Origin of the sequence: Lysobacter sp. K5869 (assembly GCF_018847975.1) — a bacterium.
Lineage (GTDB): Bacteria > Pseudomonadota > Gammaproteobacteria > Xanthomonadales > Xanthomonadaceae > Lysobacter.
Window position 1 is genome coordinate 3,750,867 of sequence record NZ_CP072597.1, and the last position, 17,459, is coordinate 3,768,325.

The 17,459-nt window shown below is 68.5% G+C and carries 17 protein-coding genes; 11 read left to right on the forward strand and 6 right to left on the reverse strand.

Annotated features, from left to right (window positions below):
• The first annotated feature begins 144 nt into the window (after positions 1-144).
• From J5226_RS16350 to J5226_RS16385, 8 genes are all read left to right on the forward strand, one after another.
• Positions 145-744 carry a glutathione peroxidase gene (locus tag J5226_RS16350; RefSeq protein ID WP_215835495.1) on the forward strand — a complete coding sequence of 200 codons (600 nt, stop codon included), beginning with the start codon at positions 145-147 and terminating at the stop codon, positions 742-744.
• Between the two features lie 266 nt (positions 745-1,010).
• A complete protein-coding gene (locus J5226_RS16355; RefSeq protein ID WP_215835496.1) occupies positions 1,011-1,955 on the forward strand; it encodes an FKBP-type peptidyl-prolyl cis-trans isomerase in 945 nt (314 codons plus the stop codon).
• 130 nt (positions 1,956-2,085) lie between these two features.
• A complete protein-coding gene (locus tag J5226_RS16360) occupies positions 2,086-2,913 on the forward strand; it encodes an FKBP-type peptidyl-prolyl cis-trans isomerase (protein ID WP_215835497.1) in 828 nt (275 codons plus the stop codon).
• A gap of 272 nt (positions 2,914-3,185) precedes the next feature.
• A complete protein-coding gene (locus J5226_RS16365; RefSeq protein ID WP_215835498.1) occupies positions 3,186-4,529 on the forward strand; it encodes a UDP-glucose/GDP-mannose dehydrogenase family protein in 1,344 nt (447 codons plus the stop codon).
• A 7-nt stretch (positions 4,530-4,536) separates the two neighbouring features.
• On the forward strand, positions 4,537-4,767 hold the full coding sequence (locus J5226_RS16370) for a SlyX family protein (protein ID WP_215835499.1): 231 nt from the start codon (positions 4,537-4,539) through the stop codon (positions 4,765-4,767).
• Between the two features lie 10 nt (positions 4,768-4,777).
• Entirely contained in the window at positions 4,778-5,509 is a 732-nt protein-coding gene (locus J5226_RS16375; protein WP_215835500.1) for a DUF2058 family protein, read from the forward strand.
• A 285-nt stretch (positions 5,510-5,794) separates the two neighbouring features.
• Positions 5,795-6,052 carry a hypothetical protein gene (locus J5226_RS16380; protein WP_215835501.1) on the forward strand — a complete coding sequence of 86 codons (258 nt, stop codon included), beginning with the start codon at positions 5,795-5,797 and terminating at the stop codon, positions 6,050-6,052.
• Positions 6,053-6,058: 6 nt separating this feature from the next.
• Positions 6,059-6,667 (forward strand): hypothetical protein, encoded by a 609-nt coding sequence (locus tag J5226_RS16385; protein WP_215835502.1) that lies wholly within the window; start codon positions 6,059-6,061, stop codon positions 6,665-6,667.
• A gap of 111 nt (positions 6,668-6,778) precedes the next feature.
• On the opposite strand, the gene J5226_RS16390 is transcribed toward J5226_RS16385, so the two are convergent.
• Both J5226_RS16390 and J5226_RS16395 read right to left on the reverse strand, forming a co-directional pair.
• Positions 6,779-7,639, reverse strand: a complete 861-nt coding sequence (locus J5226_RS16390) for an alpha/beta hydrolase (RefSeq protein ID WP_215835503.1) — start codon at positions 7,637-7,639, stop codon at positions 6,779-6,781.
• A 173-nt stretch (positions 7,640-7,812) separates the two neighbouring features.
• On the reverse strand, positions 7,813-8,601 hold the full coding sequence (locus J5226_RS16395) for an SDR family oxidoreductase (RefSeq protein ID WP_215835504.1): 789 nt from the start codon (positions 8,599-8,601) through the stop codon (positions 7,813-7,815).
• Between the two features lie 134 nt (positions 8,602-8,735).
• Between J5226_RS16395 and J5226_RS16400 the strand changes: the two genes are divergently transcribed.
• From J5226_RS16400 to J5226_RS16410, 3 genes are all read left to right on the forward strand, one after another.
• Positions 8,736-9,284: a TetR family transcriptional regulator gene (locus J5226_RS16400; RefSeq protein ID WP_215835505.1), complete on the forward strand. Its 549-nt coding sequence runs from the start codon at positions 8,736-8,738 to the stop codon at positions 9,282-9,284.
• A 209-nt stretch (positions 9,285-9,493) separates the two neighbouring features.
• Complete coding sequence (locus J5226_RS16405; RefSeq protein WP_215835506.1) at positions 9,494-10,303, forward strand: right-handed parallel beta-helix repeat-containing protein; 810 nt, start codon at positions 9,494-9,496, stop codon at positions 10,301-10,303.
• A 140-nt stretch (positions 10,304-10,443) separates the two neighbouring features.
• Positions 10,444-11,271 (forward strand): right-handed parallel beta-helix repeat-containing protein, encoded by an 828-nt coding sequence (locus J5226_RS16410; RefSeq protein WP_215835507.1) that lies wholly within the window; start codon positions 10,444-10,446, stop codon positions 11,269-11,271.
• 140 nt (positions 11,272-11,411) lie between these two features.
• On the opposite strand, the gene J5226_RS16415 is transcribed toward J5226_RS16410, so the two are convergent.
• The 4 genes from J5226_RS16415 to J5226_RS16430 all read right to left on the reverse strand — a co-directional run bounded on the left by J5226_RS16415 (position 11,412) and on the right by J5226_RS16430 (position 17,167).
• A complete protein-coding gene (locus J5226_RS16415; RefSeq protein ID WP_215835508.1) occupies positions 11,412-12,134 on the reverse strand; it encodes a hypothetical protein in 723 nt (240 codons plus the stop codon).
• Between the two features lie 53 nt (positions 12,135-12,187).
• Positions 12,188-14,947: a methionine synthase gene (gene metH / locus J5226_RS16420; protein ID WP_215835509.1), complete on the reverse strand. Its 2,760-nt coding sequence runs from the start codon at positions 14,945-14,947 to the stop codon at positions 12,188-12,190.
• Positions 14,948-15,072: 125 nt separating this feature from the next.
• Positions 15,073-16,188, reverse strand: coding sequence for a homocysteine S-methyltransferase family protein (locus tag J5226_RS16425; protein WP_215835510.1), 1,116 nt, complete (start codon positions 16,186-16,188; stop codon positions 15,073-15,075).
• Between the two features lie 10 nt (positions 16,189-16,198).
• A complete protein-coding gene (locus J5226_RS16430) occupies positions 16,199-17,167 on the reverse strand; it encodes a metalloregulator ArsR/SmtB family transcription factor (RefSeq protein WP_215835511.1) in 969 nt (322 codons plus the stop codon).
• Between the last annotated feature and the right edge of the window lie 292 nt (positions 17,168-17,459).

Genomic DNA, 17,459 nt, shown 5'->3' on the forward strand with positions numbered 1-17,459 from the left:
TAACACCTAAACACGCCGCGTCAATCGCCGCGGACCCAACTGAAGTCATACTTGGGCGGAGCCGCTGATCCGGCCCGGCCGGGCGTCCTCCCGTCCCGTCCCGGCCGCGCTGGCCGGGCTCCCACTCATCTTCAGAGGCGTCCCATGCCCGCCATCGCCCCCGTTTCTCCCCGCCGCGCCGTCTCCGCCGCGCTGGCGCTCGGCCTGACCCTGGCCGTCGGCGCCGCCGCCGCGGCCGGCGGCCTGCTCGACCGCAGCTACCGCCCGCTCGCCGGCAAGCAGCCGGTGGAGCTGTCCAAGACCTACGCCGGCGACGTCGTGCTGGTGGTCAACACCGCCAGCAAATGCGGCTTCACCCCGCAATTCGAAGCGCTGGAAGGCCTGCACGCGAAATACAAGGCGCGCGGCTTCGCCGTGCTCGGCTTCCCCTCCGGCGATTTCAAGGCGCAGGAGTTCGAAGACGAGAAGCAGATCCAGGAGTTCTGCACGCTGACTTACGGGGTCAAGTTCCCGATGTTCGAGAAGGTGCACGTGGTCGGCGATCAGGCCACGCCGCTTTATAAGGATCTGGCCAAGGCCGCCGGCGAGGCGCCGAAGTGGAACTTCCACAAGTATTTGATCGGCCGCGACGGCAAGCTGATCGCGAGCTACGGCAGCAAGACCACGCCGGACGATCCGGCGGTGGTGGCGGCGATCGAGCGCGCCCTGGCCGCGCCGGCGCCCAAGCCGGTGGCGGCGCGCTGAGCGCGGAGGGCGATGGCGCCGTCGTGTGCGGCTCGGGCACGAGCTCGCTACGACCGCGGCACGATTTGCGCGCCCGGTCCGGTTTCCGGGCCGCGTCGCGGCCGCGACGGCGGAACTAAAACGCGCGGCGGCCGTCACATTGGAACATTGCCGCGTGCGGCCGCGCCCGCGACAATGACGGGCTCGCGCCGCGCGACGCCGCGGCGCGGCACTCCATCACTACCAGCAGCCACACCCAGAGTTTGGCAACCAGGAGCGGGACCCTAATGAAGCCCTTCGTGCGCGGCGCGGCCGTGTTGATGACCACCGCGGCGCTGTTCGCAGGCGCCGCCTCTGCCCAGGAAAAATCCGTGCTCGCCAACGAACGCGAAAAAATCAGCTACGCCATCGGCATGGACGTGGCGTCCTCGCTCAAGCCGGTCGGTCCCGACCTCGACACCGCCACCTTCGAGCGCGCGGTCAAGAACGTGTTCGACGGCGGCAAGCCGCTGATCACCCAGGACGAGGCCCGCACCGTCGACACCGCGCTGCGCGCGCGCATCGCCTCGCGCGAAGGCAAGCCGGCCCAGGGCACCCCGCCGGGCACGCCGCCGCCGGCGGTGGACAAGGCCAAGGTCGGTCTGCTGATCGGCACCTACATGGTCGGCCCGGCCCTGCAGCAGATCAAATCCGAAATCGAACTGCCGGTGCTGGTGCAGGCCGTGCGCACCTCGCTCGGCGGCGGCAAGACCCTGCTGGCCGAAGGCGACGCGCGCACCGTGCTGACCAACTTCAGCGAGCGCATGCAGGCCAAGGCCAAGGCCGACGCGGCCGCGGCGGGCGACAAGAACCTCAAGGAAGGCAAGGCGTTCCTGGAGGAGAACAAGAAGGTCAAGGGCGTGTTCGCGACCGGTTCGGGCCTGCAGTACATGATCCTGCGCCAGGGCTCGGGCGAGCGTCCCAAGCCGACCGACAAGGTCAGCGTGAACTACAAGGGCACGCTGCTCGACGGCAAGACCTTCGACAGCTCCTACGATCGCGGCCAGCCGGCCGAATTCCCGGTCAACGGCGTGATCCAGGGCTGGCAGGAAGGCCTGGCGATGATGCCGGTGGGCAGCAAGTTCAAGTTCTGGATTCCCTCCGAACTGGCCTACGGCCCCAACGGCGCGCCGCCGAGCATCGGCCCCAACGCGGTGCTGACCTTCGAAGTCGAGCTGCTCGACATCCTCTGATCCCCCGCACGCGCCGCGCGTCTGCGGCGCGTGAAGCAACGTTCAGCCGGCGCCGGGCAGTTTGTCCGGCCGGCCACCCACCTTCCGGTCATCCAAGTCTTTTCAGGAGTGCAGTTTGATGAAGCCTTTCATGCGTAACACCGCCCTGGCGATCGCCGTGGCTTCGATGGCGCTGTTCGCCGCGGGCTGCGATCAGGCCGGCAAGCCGGCCGGCGCCGACAAGGCGGCCGACGCCAAGAGCGGCGACAAGGCCGGCGATGCCAAGAAGGACGTCAAGGTCCTGGGCGGCATGAAGACCGAGAAGGAGCAGAACAGCTATCTGATCGGCATGGACATGGGCCGTTCGCTGGAACTGCTCAAGGACGATATCGATCTGGCCGTGCTGCAGAAGGCCATGCAGGCCAGCATGAAGGGCGAGAAGTCCGCGCTCAGCGACGAAGAGGCGATGCAGATCCGCCAGCGCCTGCAGGAGACCGTGCGCAACAAGCAGGTCGAGAAGATGATGGCGCTGGCCAAGACCAACCTGGAAGAGGGCGAGAAGTTCCTCGCCGCCAACGGCAAGAAGGCCGGCGTGGTGACCACCGCCTCGGGCCTGCAGTACCAGATCGTCAGCGAAGGCAAGGGTCCGAAGCCCAAGGCCTCCGACACCGTGCGCGTCCACTACAAGGGCACGCTGCTGGACGGCAAGACCTTCGACAGCTCCTACGATCGCAACGAGCCGGCGGTGTTCCCGCTGGGCGCGGTGGTCCCGGGCTGGCAGGAAGGCATCGCGCTGATGCCGGTGGGCAGCAAGTTCAAGCTGTGGATCCCGGCCAAGCTCGGCTACGGCGAGCAGGGCACCCCGGGCGGCCCGATCGGCCCGAACGCGACCCTGGTGTTCGACGTCGAGCTGCTCGACATCGTCAAGGCCGACGCGGGTCCGCAGTCGGCCGCGATGGGCACCGCGCCGAAGCATTGATCGGCACCCCCGGCGGCGGCGCCCGATCCGGGCGCCGACCGCCGCGCCGCCCGCGCCCGCGAGGGCGCGAGCGCGGGGCCGGGCGGTCCGCTTTTGCAGCGCCGCCCGCGTCCCCATACCCTGGCGGCAACCGGCGCCGTCGCCCGGCCGGCCCTAAGCCGCCCGGGTTCCGGCGTCCGCCCCTTTCGCGGGCCGCGCCGCACGGATTCGACGCAGCGTTTTCGATGTAGCGTTTTCGGCGCGGCGGTCCCGCAACACCAAGGAACAACGAAATGCGCGTCACCATCTTCGGCACCGGCTATGTGGGCCTGGTCACCGGCACCTGCCTGGCCGACGTGGGGCACGACGTGGTCTGCGTCGACATCGACCAGGCCAAGGTCGAGGGCCTCAACCGCGGCGTGATCCCGATCTACGAGCCGGGCCTGGAGCCGATGGTCAAGGCCAACCACGCCTCCGGCCGCCTGCACTTCACCACCGACGCCGCCGGCGCCATCGCCCACGGCGACCTGATCTTCATCGCGGTCGGCACCCCGCCCGACGAGGACGGCAGCGCCGACCTCCAGTACGTGCTGGCCGTGGCCCGCACCGTCGGCCGCCACATCGAGCGCCCGGTGATCGTGGTCAACAAGTCGACCGTGCCGGTCGGCACCGCCGACAAGGTCCAGGCGACGATCGCCGCCGAACTCGCCGCGCGCGACGCGCAGGTCGCGTTCGATGTCGCCTCCAATCCCGAATTCCTCAAAGAAGGCGATGCGGTCAACGACTGCATGCGCCCCGACCGCATCGTCATCGGCGCCGGCAACCCGGCGGCGGTGGAGAAGCTCAAGCGCCTGTACGCGCCGTTCAACCGCAACCACGAACGCATCGTGGTCATGGACGTGCGCTCGGCCGAGCTGACCAAGTACGCGGCCAACGCGATGCTGGCGACCAAGATCAGTTTCATGAACGAGATCGCCAACATCGCCGAGAAAGTCGGCGCCGACATCGAGATGGTCCGCCAGGGCATCGGTTCGGACCCGCGCATCGGCTGGCACTTCATCTACCCCGGCGCCGGCTACGGCGGCTCGTGCTTCCCCAAGGACGTGCAGGCGCTGGCGCGCACCGCGCAGCAGCACGGCTACGGCGCGCGCCTGCTCGACGCGGTGGAAGCGGTCAACGACAGCCAGAAGGGCCATTTGTTCGAGCTGATCCAGCGCCACTACGGCGGGGACGTGCGCGGCAAGACCTTCGCGGTGTGGGGACTGGCGTTCAAGCCCAACACCGACGACATGCGCGAGGCCTCCAGCCGGCGCTTGCTGGCGCAGTTGTGGGAGGCGGGCGCCAAGGTCCGCGCCTACGACCCGGAAGCCAGCGAGGAAGCGCACCGCATCTTCGGCGAGCGCGACGATCTGGTGCTGTGCGACTCGGCCCGCGCCGCGCTGGCCGACGCCGACGCGCTGGTGGTGGTGACCGAGTGGAAGCAGTTCCGCAGCCCGGACTTCGTCCGCGTGCGGCAGGCGCTGGCCGACGCGGTGATCTTCGACGGGCGCAACCTGTACCATCCCGACGAGGTCGAGGCCGCCGATCTGGCCTACTACGGCATCGGCCGCGGCCGTTCGATCCACCTCGACGCCTGAGCCGCCCGTGAGTTCCGACCTCGAACAACGTCTGATCGATCTGGAAACCCGCGTGGCCTTCCAGGAGCACGCGCTGACCGAACTCAGCGACGCGCTCGCCGCCGCGCGCGGCGAGGAGTCGCGCAACGCGCTGCTGCTGTTGCGCGCGCTCGACGAGATCAAGCACCTGCGCGCGGCCATGGCCGCGAGCCCCCTGACCGGCGATTCGGCCAACGAACCGCCGCCGCCGCACTACTGACGAATCTGCAATGAGCGATAGCCTGCGCGACCAATTGCTCGGCCTGGGTTTCAAGCCCGCGCCGAAGCCCGAACGCCAAGAACGCAAGGGCGAGGACCGCCGCGGCGGCAAGCCCGGCGGCGGCAAACCGCCCGTGCGCGGCGATCACGCCGCGCGCGGCGACGCGCGCCCGGGCGGACCCAAGCCCGGCGCGTCCGGCAAGCCCGCTGGCGCGCCCGCCAAGCCCGGCCAAGGCCGCCCCGGCGGCGGCAAACCCGGCGACCAACGCGGCCGCGGCGGCCGACCTGGCGGCCCGGGCGGGCGTCCGGCTTCGCGCGAGGACATCGACCTCGCCAAGGCCTACGCGATCCGCGCCCAGCGCGAGAAGGACGAGCGCATCGCCGCCGAGCAAGCCAAGCAGGAAGAAGCGCGCCTGCGCCGCGAAGCCCGCGCCAAGCTGGCCGAGATGCTCAAGGACCGCGCCTTGAACGTGGCCGACGCCGACATCGCCCGGCATTTCCCGTACGGCGGCAAGATCAAGCGCATCTACGTGACCGCCGAACAGCTCAAGCAGCTCAACGCGGGCGAGTTGGGCGTGTTGCAGCAAGAAGGCCGCTACCTGTTGGTGACGGCGGCGACGCTGGCCGAGGCCGAGGAAATCTTCGCTCCGGCGGTGGCGCTGAAGGTCGATCCGAACGTGCCGGCGCACGAGGATCCGTATGCGGATCCGATGTATCAGGTGCCGGACGATTTGGTGTGGTGACGGTTCGGTGAGTCGCGCGCGGACGAGTCCGCGCGGCTTTGCATGACGGCGGCTGCGATGAGAATCGCGGCCGTTGTTTTTTGGTGGGCAGTGAGGAACGGCTGGGCGATGAAGCGTCGATGCGGACTGTTGAAATCCGATTGTCCGTTCGCTGCGCCGCTCTTGTTTCTTCCTGTAGGCGTTGCGCAGGCTGCGATCAATCGTAGCGGCGATGCTCCGGAACCGCCTCGAAGTCTTGCGAGCCCCGGTTAGTCGTTGTGGCGAAAGCCGGAATTAATTTCGATCTTGTCGCTGTCGCTGTCGCTGTCGCTGTCGCTGTCGCTGTCGCTGTCGCTGTCGCTGTCGCTGTCGCAGTTGCAGTTGCAGTTGCAGTTGCAGTTGCAGTTGCTGTCGCAGTTGCAGTTGCTTTTGCCTTTGGCTGGGACGTATCTCCGCCCGAGGTCATCGTTCTGCAGCCCCGGAGGGCGCGCGCATGGATGCGCGCGCGCGCCATGGGTCAGGATGACCCTTATGGCGCGGCCCCGCGCCCGGTACTGGACCTAGTGGCTCTTGATTCGAAAACAGGGAAAGCGCCTTTCTTTGGTTACTTTCTTTGGCAAGACAAAGAAAGTAACTCGGCCGCTTGCGGACGAAAGCTTTAAGCGTTTGATCTTCGCTTGTCGTCGTACGCCTCTTGCCAGAGAAAGCGGAAGCAACATCAAAATGGATTCCGGCTTCCGCCGGAATGACGGAGTGCGAGCTGCGTTTCTCGCACGTGGCGGAACACCCCACCCACCGTCATTCCGGCGAAAGCCGGAATCCATTTTGACTTTGCAGTTGGTTTTGCCTTCAACGCAGCAACGAGTGACGACAAGCGACAATCCAGAGCGTTCCGTCCGCAAGCGGCCGGGTCACTTTCTTTGTCTTGCCAAAGAAAGTAACCAAAGAAAGGCGCTTTCCTTGTTTTCGAATCAAAAGCCACTAGGGCTCATAGCGACGCGGGGCCGCGCCATAAGGGTCATCCTGACCCATGGCGCGCGTGCGCATCCATGCGCACGCCCTTCGGGGCTTTGGAACGTGTGCTTTGCTTGGGGATGCGTCAAAGCGAAGAGCGACAGCAATGGCAGCTGCAACAGCAACAGCCAATGGATTCCGGCTTTCGCCGAAATGACGAGCTGAGGGATGTGGGCTTCGGGAAAGTTCGGCACAGCGTCGTCGCTGCGGTTGGCCGCGGCTTGCGCAACGCCCACGCAGAGAAAGAGAAATCGAAGCGGCGCGCCGCGCGGGCGATCAGGTGCCGGTAGGCCGCAGCGGCACGTCGTCGGCCTCGGCTTGCGACGGTGCGAGCCGCTCCAGCATCGCCTCGATCGCGCGAGCCGTCTCCACCGGCCGCTCCATCGGAAACAAATGCCCGCCCTCGACCCAAGCCCAGCGATCCCCGACCAACCGCCGGGTCGCCGCGCTGCCGGCGTTGCGCAGCTCGCGCGAGCGGGTGCCGGCGAGAAAACCGACCGGCGTGCGCAGGCGCGGGGTCAGATCGCTGAGCGAGGTGGTCGGCAGGCTGCGGTAGATGCGGTACTCGATCTCGCGCTCGAACGACAGCTCGCGCGCGCCGTCCTCGGCCGCGCGGGTGCCGTGTTCGACGTAGTCGTCGAGCACGCGCGCGTCCCAGCGCGCGAACGCGGGTTTGGCGAGGAAGTGGTCGCGCACCGCGGCGCGGTCGGGCCAGTGGCGGCGGCGTTGCAGGGTGGCGCGGGTCGGCATGACCAGATTGTCCAGGCCGGTGCGCCGGCCCAGTTGCACCAGCCGCGCGCGCCAGCCGGCGATCAGCGGCGAGTCCAGCATGACCACGCCCGCCAGGCGCGAGGCCAGCGCGGTGCCGGCCAGACGGTGCGAGGCGAGCAGGCTGAGGTAACCGCCGAGCGAATGGCCGACCAGGAAGATCCGCCGCGCGTCGCCGGCGGCGGCCTGCACGCGCAGGGCCAGTTCCTCGACCAGATGCGGCCAGTCCAGGGTCACCGGATAGCGCGGATCGTGACCGATGCGCTCGGGCCGTTCGATCCGGTAACGCGCCGACAGGGTGTCCAGCATCACCCGATAGACCGGGGCCGGGAAGCCGTTGGCGTGGGAGAACAGCAGCAGGTCTTGCATGGCGGCGCGGGCGGGCAGGGCGGCGGTGGCGGAAACATACCATTGCGTACGGTTTAGCGATAGCCGCGCGCCCTGTAGGAGCGGCGCAAGCCGCGACCGCGACACCGCGCCTACGTCGCAAGCCGGAAGTCGCGATCGCGGCCCACGCCGCCCCTACCGCCGGATCGCCGGCCTCAACCGCCGTTGAGATACCGCGGCGCGGGCTGCGATTGGCTGTAATGCGGCAGCATCGCCTTGCGCGCCGCGTCCGCCGCCTGCCACAGACCCTCGTCGTGCAGCGGCGGAATCGTCACCGTCTCGCGGCGGTCGTAGCCGGCCAGCGCCGCGTCGACCAGCGCATCGACCTCCATGACGCCGGGAATCTGCTCGACGTCGCGCCCCGAGCGCGCCCAGATTTCAGTGCGCGTCGCCGCCGGCAGCACCGCCTGCACGTACACGCCCTGGCCGCCGAGTTCGAGCTGCAGCGACTGGCTGAGGTACTGGACGAAGGCCTTGGTCGCGCCGTACACGCTGGAGCCGAATTCCGGCGCCAACCCGACCACGGACGCGAGATTGACGATGGCGCCGCTGCCGGCCGCGGCCAGACGCGGGGCGATCGCCGCGGCCAGGCGGGTCGGGGCGGTGACGTTGAGCGCGATCAACTGCGCGGCCTGCTCCGGCGATTGGTCGAGGAAACCGCCGGGCAGGGTGGCGCCGGCGTTGTTGATCAGCACGCCGATGCGGGTGTCGTCGCGCAGCAGGGTTTCGACCCGGGCGAGTTGCGCCGGGTCGGCCAGATCGGCCTGCAGGGGCTGGGCGTTCACGCCGTACTCGGCGCGCAGGCGCTGGGCCAGGGCGTCCAGGCGGGCGAGGTCGCGCGCGACCAGGATCAGATCGTGGCCGCGGCGGGCGAAGCGGTCGGCGTAGACGGCGCCGATGCCGGTGGAGGCGCCGGTGACCACGACGGTGGGGAGGGTGGACATGGGGGAAGGGCTCGAAGTTGGGAGAGAGGGCGGACCGAAGGGATCGGTCCGGATTTATTCATGATGATTATCATGTTTGATTTATCATGATGATCGTCATGTAAGATGTCAAGCCGCCCCAGGAGCCCGTCCCGATGAAAGTCAGCCGCGAGCAAGTCGGCGAAAACCGCCGCCGCATCCTCGACGAGGCCGGCCGGCTGTTCCGCGAGCGCGGGTTCGACGCGGTCAGCGTGGCCCAGGTGATGAAGGCCGCCGGGCTCACCCACGGCGCCTTCTACGGCCATTTCCAGTCCAAGGACGATCTGATCGCGCAGACCCTGAGCCACGTCCTCGCCGGAACCGAAGCGCGCGCCGAGCCGGATGCGTTCCTCGCCGGCTATCTGTCCTCGGAGCATTGCGCGAACGCGGCCGGCGGCTGTCCGGTCGCCGGACTCGGCGCGGAGACGCTGCGCCAGTCGCCGCAGGCGCGCGCGGCCATGACCGCCGGCTTGCGCGAGCAACTGCGGCGCATGAGCGAAAGCGCGCCGGGCGCCGACGCGCCGGCGCGCCGGCGCGAAGCGATCGGGCGGTGGTCGGCGATGGTCGGCGCGCTGACGCTGGCGCGGCTCAGCGACGATCCGGCGTTGGCGGAAGAGATTCTCGAACAGGCGCGCGCCTGGATCGGCGAGCGCGGCGCGGGCTGAGCGTCGCGACGGAGCGCGCATCGCCGTCGCTGCGCGGCGAACGCGTCGCACGCGCCGATACGCAAAGCGCGAATACACAAAAACACAGGCGCGCCGCATCGCCGGCGCGCGCCGCGCGCCGTCGTCTGCGCATACTCGTCGAGCCGGCGCCGCGCTACGCGGCGGCGCCGCGCATCACCCATGGACGCAATCACACAGAGAGGGATTTCATGCGCATCATCCTGCGTACGGGGCTGGCGTTGGCCGGCCTGATCGCCGCCGGTTCGGCGTTCGCCTGCGACACCGTGCTCGACCCGCAGCAGCGTTTCATCGACCGGCCGGGCAAGTACTGCTTGAACGCCAATCGCGACCAGCCCATCGCGATCCTCGCCGACGACGTCGAACTCGATTGCCGCGGCCGCACCTTGACCTGGAAACCCAACGACGGCAACGACGGCGTCGGCCTGCACTTGCGCCGCGGCGACAAGGCCATCGTGCGCAATTGCCGCCTGCAAGGCTGGAGCTACGGCATCCTGGTGAGCGAGCGCGGCAACGCGCAGGTGCTCAACAACACCGTCTACGCCAACGGCGTGGGGATCGCCGTGCACGGCAGCGAACGGCCCGAGGACGAGAACGCGCGGCTGATCGGCAACCGCGTGTTCTATTACACCCAAGGCAACGGCGCCGACGCGGCGATCGAGGTCCAGCACGCGGCCAAGCCGGTGCTGACCAACAATCTGATCGCCGGATTCCGCGGGCGGAGCGCGATCCTGTTGGACCGCGCGCCGGACGCGCAGCTCACCGGCAACCAGATGCTCGACCTCAACGAAGGCGGCTCGGAGGCGGTGCGGATGGAGTACTCGCCGCGCGCGAAGCTGGTCCACAACACCGCGATGCTGCGCCGCGGCGTCAACGGGCGCGGTCTGGTCGGCGCGCAGGACGCGACCTGCATCGAGAACGTGTTCATCAACACCGTCGAGTCGGGTTTCCAGTCGTGCTCGGTGCGCCGCTACAACGTCGAGCAGATCGTCAACGACTGACGCTGCGTTTTTGAGCGCGACGGTCGCGGCCGCTGAGAAGCGCGGCCGCGACAATCGATGCGCGGCGGCGACGCGGCTTCGGCCGGCGCCGCCGCCTTCGCCAAGGACCTACACACCCTCAAGACAAGGACGATCACTGCATGCGATCCATCCATAAGGCCGGACTGGTTCTGGCTTGCGCCCTGCTCAGCGCCAATGCGCTGGCCTGCGACACCGTCGTGCCGCCGCAACAGGGCAGCCTGTTCGGCCCGGGCAAGTACTGCTTGAACGCCAACCGCTCCGCGTCGCTGGAACTGATGGGTTCGGACATCGAACTCGATTGCCGCGGCCGCACCCTGACCCGGCCGCAGAACAGCGGCGCGGCGGTCGGCATCCGGGTCAATCCCGGCGACAGGATCGTGGTGCGCAACTGCCGCATCGACGGTTTTCCGGTCGGCATCGACATGAGCGCGAACGCCGGTTCGCAACTGCTCAACAACACCGTGCTGCGCGCCGCGGATGCGCCGATCGTGGTGCGCGGCGGCCCGCCGTCGGGCGATCCGCAAGCCGAACCGATGCGCATCGTCGGCAACCGCGTGGTCGGCTACGAAAGCGGCCAGCCGATCGGTCCGGGCGTGGCCTTGCGCGTGATGGGCCTGCCGCGCGCGGTGATCGCCAACAACGTGGTCGCCGGCTACACCGGCTCCGGCGGTCTGGAACTGAGCGAATCGCCCGACGCGCAGGTGACCGGCAATCAGTTCATCGACTTTTCGGCCGCCCAGCAGATGATCCATCTGATGCATACGCCGCGGGTGCGGGTGGTGCACAACACCATCGTCTCGGCCCAGCCGGCGATGTACGGCTTGGTCGGCGCGGACGATGCGACCTGCGTGGAGAACGCGTTCGTCAACGTGCGCTCGTCGGGCTTCGAGCGTTGCCCGGTGGCGCGTTACAACATCGACCGGGCGCCGGCGCCGGGCGGGTTCTAAGCAGCGCAGGGGCCGTTCCGAGCGCGGGGCGGCTTCCGCGGATCGAAGCGCGATCTTCGCCGCCGGCCTCAGCGCCGGCGGTTTCGTTTCGGCGAAGCGTTAAGGCGAATGCCGCTCTCGCGCGGCGCGAGCGCCGACGCTCAATCGAACGCGGCGTCGAAGCGCTCGCGCAGCGAATGGCCGATTTCGCGCACCGTCGACACGCCCAGATCGCGCAGGATGCGGTGGGTGGCGTGCGGCAGCGGCGATTCGTCGATGTCGTGCGGGGCGATGTTCTTGCCGGGCACGCCGGGCAGGAACTCGATGCCGGCGGCGAGATAGCAGTGCTGCACCAGCGCCGAGCAGAACAGCGCGCCGTCCTTGGCCAGCAAGTTGCTGCGCTTGCGCAGGCGGCGGCTGTGCATCGCCATCATCGTGCCGAGCAGTTCGGTGAGCGAATAGCTCGACAGGCCGGCGAGCAGATCCAGTCCGGCCTTCTGCACCTGCAAGACCTGCTCGGAACTCAGGCCGAAGTCGAGGACGGCGATGTTGGGAAAAGCTTCGGCGTCGAAGTAGCGCGCCGCGCGGTTTTCCTGCACGCCCAGGCGGATCTGGCGATAGCGCAGGTCCAGATCGGATTCGATCACCCACCACTGGCCGTCCACGCGCCGCTCGCTGAAGACGAAGGCGTGCGACCACAGGCTGCGGTGGCCGTCCTCGGTCAGCGGCGACTGCGCCTTGCGGATCAGCTTGTTGATGAAGTCGCGCCCGCCGCACAGGCCGATGCGGCCCGGCGCGGCGTGCTTTTCGATGAAGGCCTGATTGCCGCGCGGGTCGGAGGACTCGTCGTCGGCAACGTCTTCGGGCAACAGGATTTCGCTCATCCGTGAAGTTCCGGCAAGGGCGGGGCGGGCTGGCGGGCCCGCGCCCGGACCCGTCATTCGGGATCGTAATCCAGATTCGACGCCAGCCACCGCTCGGCCTGGGCGAGGCTCACGCCCTTGCGCCGCGCGTAGTCCTCGACCTGCTCCTTGGAGACCCGCCCGACCACGAAATACTGGCTGTCGGGATGGCTGAAGTAATAGCCCGACACGGCCGCGGCCGGGTACATGGCGAAGCTCTCGGTCAGCTCCAGGCCGGCGTGGGCGCTGGCGTCGAGCAGGGAGAACAGCGCGCGCTTCTCGCTGTGCTCGGGGCAGGCCGGGTAGCCGGGGGCGGGGCGGATGCCGCGGTAGCCTTCGTCGATCAGCGCGTCGTTGCTGAGCGCCTCGTCGCCGGCGTAGCCCCAGAATTCCTTGCGCACGCGCTCGTGCAGGCGCTCGGCCAGCGCTTCGGCGAAGCGGTCGGCCAGGGCCTTGAGCATGATCGCGTTGTAGTCGTCGAACTCGGCCTCGAAGCGCGCGACGTGCGGCTCGATGCCCAGGCCGGCGGTGACCGCGAACGCGCCGATCCAGTCCTGGCGGCCGCTGTCCTTGGGCGCGACGAAGTCGGCCAGACAGAAGTCGGGGCGGTCGGCGGGCTTGTCGGCTTGCTGGCGCAGGAAGTGCAGGCGGGTCGTGCCGCTGAGGCCGCCGGCGACGCGTCGCGGCTGCGTCGGGCCGTGGTCGCCCGACGGCGCGGCGTCGGGTTCGACGCCCAGCTCGACATCGACATCGTCGCCGACCGCATTCGCCGGCCAAAGGCCGAACACCGCCTTGGCGCCGATCCACTTTTCCGCGACCAGGGTTTTCAGCATCGCGCGCGCGTCGCGGTACAACTCGCTGGCCTGCTGGCCGACGACCTCGTCGGTGAGGATCGCCGGATAGCGCCCGGCCAGTTCCCAGGTGTTGAAGAACGGCGTCCAGTCGATGTAGTCGACCAGTTCCTCCAGCGGGTAATCGTCGAACGCGTACACGCCCGGCGCGAGCTTCGGCGCCGGCGGCGCGTACTCGCTCCAGCCGCCGTCGAAGCGCTGGCCGCGCGCTTTCTCCAGCGACACCAGGCGCTTGCCGTCGCCGCGCTGTTTGTGGCGCTGGCGGATTTCGGCGTAGTCGGAGGCGTTGGCGGCGACGAAGGGCTCGCGCAGTTCGATCGAGATCAGCGACTGGGCCACGCCGACCGCGCGCGAGGCGTCCTTGACCCAGATGGTCGGCGCTTTGTAGTGCGGATCGATCTTCAGCGCGGTGTGCGCGCGCGAGGTGGTCGCGCCGCCGATCAGCAGCGGCATGGTGAAGCCCTGGCGCTGCATTTCGCGGGCGACGTGGCTCATCTCTTCCAGCGACGGGGTGATCAGGCCGGACAGGCCGATCAGGTCGGCGTTCTCGGCCTTCGCGCGGTCGAGGATGGTCTGCGCCGGCACCATCACGCCCAGGTCCACGACCTCGAAGTTGTTGCAGGCCAACACCACGCCGACGATGTTCTTGCCGATGTCGTGCACGTCGCCCTTGACGGTCGCCATGACGATCTTGCCGTTGGACTTGCCGACATCGCCGGTGCGCAGCTTCTCGGCTTCGATGTACGGCAGCAGATAGGCCACGGCCTTTTTCATCACCCGCGCGGATTTGACCACCTGCGGCAGGAACATCTTGCCGGCGCCGAACAGATCGCCGACCACGTTCATGCCCGACATCAGCGGGCCTTCGATCACGTCGAGCGGGCGCGTGGATTCGGCGCGCGCGACCTCGGTGTCTTCCTCGATCCACTGGTCGATGCCGTGGACCAGGGCGTGGCTGAGGCGGTCGCGCACCGGCTTGTCGCGCCAGCGCAGGTCTTCGACCTTTTTCTCGCCCTTCTTGCCCTTGAAGCGGTCGGCGATTTCCAGCAGGCGCTCGGTGGCGTCGCTGCGGCGGTTGAGCACCACGTCCTCGACCCGCTCGCGCAAGTCGGCGTCGAGATCGTCGTACAGCGGCAGCGCGCCGGCGTTGACGATGCCCATGTCCATGCCGGCCTTGATCGCGTGGTAGAGGAACACCACGTGGATCGCCTGCCGCACCGGCTCGTTGCCGCGGAAGGAGAACGACACGTTCGACACGCCGCCGGAGATGTGGCTGTACGGAAAGCGCCGCTTGATCTCGCGGGTGGCCTCGATGAAGGCGACCGCGTAGTCGTTGTGTTCTTCGATGCCGGTGGCGACGGCGAACACGTTGGGATCGAAGATGATGTCTTCCGGCGGGAAGCCGACTTCCTCGGTCAGTAGCTTGTAGGCGCGCGAGCAGATCTCGACCTTGCGCTCGATGGTGTCGGCCTGTCCGACCTCGTCGAAGGCCATCACCACCACCGCCGCGCCGTAGCGGCGCACCAGCCGCGCCTGACGCAGGAATTCTTCTTCGCCTTCCTTCATCGAAATCGAGTTGACGATGCCCTTGCCTTGCAGGCACTTCAGGCCGGCCTCGATCACGTTCCACTTGGAACTGTCGACCATCACCGGCACCCGCGCGATGTCGGGCTCGGCCGCGATCAGGTTGAGGAACTCGACCATCGCCTTCTGCGAATCGAGCAGGCCCTCGTCCATGTTGACGTCGATGACCTGGGCGCCGTTCTCGACCTGCTGGCGCGCGACCACCACCGCCTCGTCGAGGCGGCCTTCCAGGATCAGTTTCTTGAACTGCGCGCTGCCGGTGACGTTGGTGCGTTCGCCGACGTTGACGAAGTTGCTTTCCGGGGTGATCTGCAGCGGCTCGAGGCCGCTGAGGCGGGTTTGGCGGGGCAGAGCTTTCATGTAGGGCGGTGCCGGGGCTCGTGCGGATCGTGGGGAGGGGGAGCGGGAGATAGCGGATAGGAGTTGGGAGATAGCGAAAAGCCGCTTCTGCTATCTCCTAACTCCTATCCGCTATCTCCTAGCCTTCAAGCTGCGGCTTCCAGCGACAACGGCGCCCGCGGCGCCACCCCCTCCACCGCCGCCGCGATCGCCGCGATATGCGCCGGCGAGGTGCCGCAGCAGCCGCCGACCAGATTGAGCAGGCCGGCGCGGGCGAATTCGCCGAGCACCGCGGCCATGTCCTCGGGCGTTTCGTCGTAGCCGCCGAAGGCGTTGGGCAGGCCGGCGTTGGGGTGGGTGCTGATGTGGGCGTCGGCGATCTGCGAGAGCACGTCGACGTGCACGCGCAGGTCCTTGGCGCCGAGCGCGCAGTTCAGGCCGATCGCGGTGGGCTGGACGTGGCGCACCGAATACCAGAACGCTTCGGCGGTCTGGCCGGAGAGGGTGCGGCCGGAGGCGTCGGTGATGGTGCCGGAGATCATCACCGGCAGCCGCGCGCCGCGCGCGTCGAAGGCTTCCTCGATCGCGAACAGGGCGGCCTTGGCGTTGAGCGTGTCGAAGATGGTTTCCACCATCAGCACGTCGGCGCCGCCGTCGATCAGGCCGTCGGCGGCCTCGCGATAGGCCTCGCGCAGTTGGTCGAAGCTGATCGCGCGGTAGCCGGGGCGGTTGACGTCCGGGCTCAGCGAAGCGGTGCGGCTGGTCGGGCCGAGCACGCCGATGACGAAGCGCGGGCGCGCCGGATCGAGCGCCTCGATCTCGTCGCACACGCCGCGCGCCAGCTTGGCGCCTTCGAAATTCAGCTCGCGCGCCAGATGCTCCAGGCCGTAGTCCTCGAGCGAGATCGTGGTCGAGTTGAAGGTGTTGGTCTCGACCAGATCGGCGCCGGCCTGCAGGTATTCGCGGTGGATGCCGGCGATCACCGCGGGGCGGGTCAGGGTCAGCAGGTCGTTGTTGCCGCGCTGGTCGCGCGAGCAGCCGCAGCCTTCGCCATGGACGTGTTCGCCGTCGTGTTCGGCCGATGGCTGCGAATACAGCCGGTCGTAGCCCGCGGCGAAGCGTTCGCCGCGATAGTCTTCCTCGGTCAGCGAGTGCTGCTGGATCATCGTGCCCATCGCGCCGTCGATGATCAGGATGCGCTCGGACAGGCCGCGCAGCAGCGCCTGCGCGCGTTCGGGGTGGAGCCAGGGCAGGGACTTCATCGGCGGTTCCTCACTTCTTGGCCGGCTTGCGCGCCGGCGCGGGTTCCGGCGCCGGCTTGCGCGCCATCAGCGCGATCACTTCGAAATGCGGCGGGCGGCGTTCGCGGGTTACGGTCTCGCAGCTGACGATGTCGAAGCCGGCCTTGGACGCGAACTTCTGCAGGTCTTTCTCGGTGAAACCGAGGTTGACGTGGCCGAAGGCCTCGACCGCGCCGCGGTGTTCGTGCCGGGCCAGACTGGTCACCAGCACGCGGCCGCCGGGGCGCAGCACGCGCGCGGCCTCGGCCACGGCCTGGGCCGGCTGTTCGGCGTAGGTCAGCGCGTGCATCAGCACCACCAGGTCGAAGGATTCGGCCTCGAACGGCAGCGCGTGCATGTCGCCCTCGCGCACTTCCACGTTGCGCAGCTTGCGCAGGCGCTCGGACGCGGCGGCGACGACCTTGGTGCTGGCGTCCAGGCAGATGTAGCGGTGCGAGTGCGGCGCCAGCAGCTCGGCCAGCACGCCGTCGCCGGAGGCGATGTCGAGCACGTCGCCGGGCTGCAGCAGCGGCAGCGCCGAACGCGCCAGCGCTTCCCAGGTGCGGCCGGGCGAGTAGTGGCGTTCCATGTCGCCGGCGACCGAGTCGGCCCAGTTCTGGTCGGAGGCGCGCATCGCCAGCACCGCGGTCACGCGTTCGGCGTCCTGGCGCAGCAGCGGGTCGTCGCTGCCGGTGCTCAGGGTCTGCCACAGCGCACGCTGGGCGTGGTCGAGCGCACCCTCGTCGAAGCGGTAATAGGCCGAGACGCCGGCGCGGCGGTCGCGCACCAGCCCGGCTTCCTTGAGCTTGGAGAGGTGGGTGGACACGCGCGGCTGGGCCAGGCGGGTGATCGCCGACAGCTCGGCCACGGTCAGCTCCTCGCGTTCGAGCAATGCGAGCAGGCGGACGCGGGTGGCGTCGGCGAATACCTTGAGTCGGGACGACCAGCCTTCGAGATCCATGGGATTGGGCAATGAGAGGAAGGGGGAACGGCGGGGCGTTGCCGAAGCGTGCGGGGGTAAACGGTTTCCGTTGCCGAAGCGCTTTCATCAACGTATCGCGATATAGCGATAAGTGTGTGCCGACCGTGCGCTCAGGTCAAGTCGTGCGGCGGCGCAGCAATTGCGCAATGCCGACTGAAGCGCGATGCGGACCGCGTCGATGACGCCAGATCGGGGCAGCCGCATGGGTGGGGTTCTGCGGCGCGCGCGGCTACAATTCGCAGTCGCGGCCCGATGTATGGATCGCGGACCA

Excerpts from the sequence above, each read along its gene's own strand:
- J5226_RS16350 (WP_215835495.1), top strand. The coding sequence starts at position 145 with ATGCCCGCCATCGCCCCCGTTTCTCCCCGCCGCGCCGTCTCCGCCGCG.
- J5226_RS16405 (WP_215835506.1), top strand. The coding sequence starts at position 9,494 with ATGCGCATCATCCTGCGTACGGGGCTGGCGTTGGCCGGCCTGATCGCC.
- J5226_RS16395 (WP_215835504.1), bottom strand. The coding sequence starts at position 8,601 with ATGTCCACCCTCCCCACCGTCGTGGTCACCGGCGCCTCCACCGGCATC.
- J5226_RS16365 (WP_215835498.1), top strand. The coding sequence starts at position 3,186 with ATGCGCGTCACCATCTTCGGCACCGGCTATGTGGGCCTGGTCACCGGC.
- J5226_RS16425 (WP_215835510.1), bottom strand. The coding sequence starts at position 16,188 with ATGAAGTCCCTGCCCTGGCTCCACCCCGAACGCGCGCAGGCGCTGCTG.
- J5226_RS16415 (WP_215835508.1), bottom strand. The coding sequence starts at position 12,134 with ATGAGCGAAATCCTGTTGCCCGAAGACGTTGCCGACGACGAGTCCTCC.
- J5226_RS16400 (WP_215835505.1), top strand. The coding sequence starts at position 8,736 with ATGAAAGTCAGCCGCGAGCAAGTCGGCGAAAACCGCCGCCGCATCCTC.
- metH (WP_215835509.1), bottom strand. The coding sequence starts at position 14,947 with ATGAAAGCTCTGCCCCGCCAAACCCGCCTCAGCGGCCTCGAGCCGCTG.
- J5226_RS16390 (WP_215835503.1), bottom strand. The coding sequence starts at position 7,639 with ATGCAAGACCTGCTGCTGTTCTCCCACGCCAACGGCTTCCCGGCCCCG.
- J5226_RS16375 (WP_215835500.1), top strand. The coding sequence starts at position 4,778 with ATGAGCGATAGCCTGCGCGACCAATTGCTCGGCCTGGGTTTCAAGCCC.
- J5226_RS16430 (WP_215835511.1), bottom strand. The coding sequence starts at position 17,167 with ATGGATCTCGAAGGCTGGTCGTCCCGACTCAAGGTATTCGCCGACGCC.
- J5226_RS16410 (WP_215835507.1), top strand. The coding sequence starts at position 10,444 with ATGCGATCCATCCATAAGGCCGGACTGGTTCTGGCTTGCGCCCTGCTC.
- J5226_RS16355 (WP_215835496.1), top strand. The coding sequence starts at position 1,011 with ATGAAGCCCTTCGTGCGCGGCGCGGCCGTGTTGATGACCACCGCGGCG.
- J5226_RS16360 (WP_215835497.1), top strand. The coding sequence starts at position 2,086 with ATGCGTAACACCGCCCTGGCGATCGCCGTGGCTTCGATGGCGCTGTTC.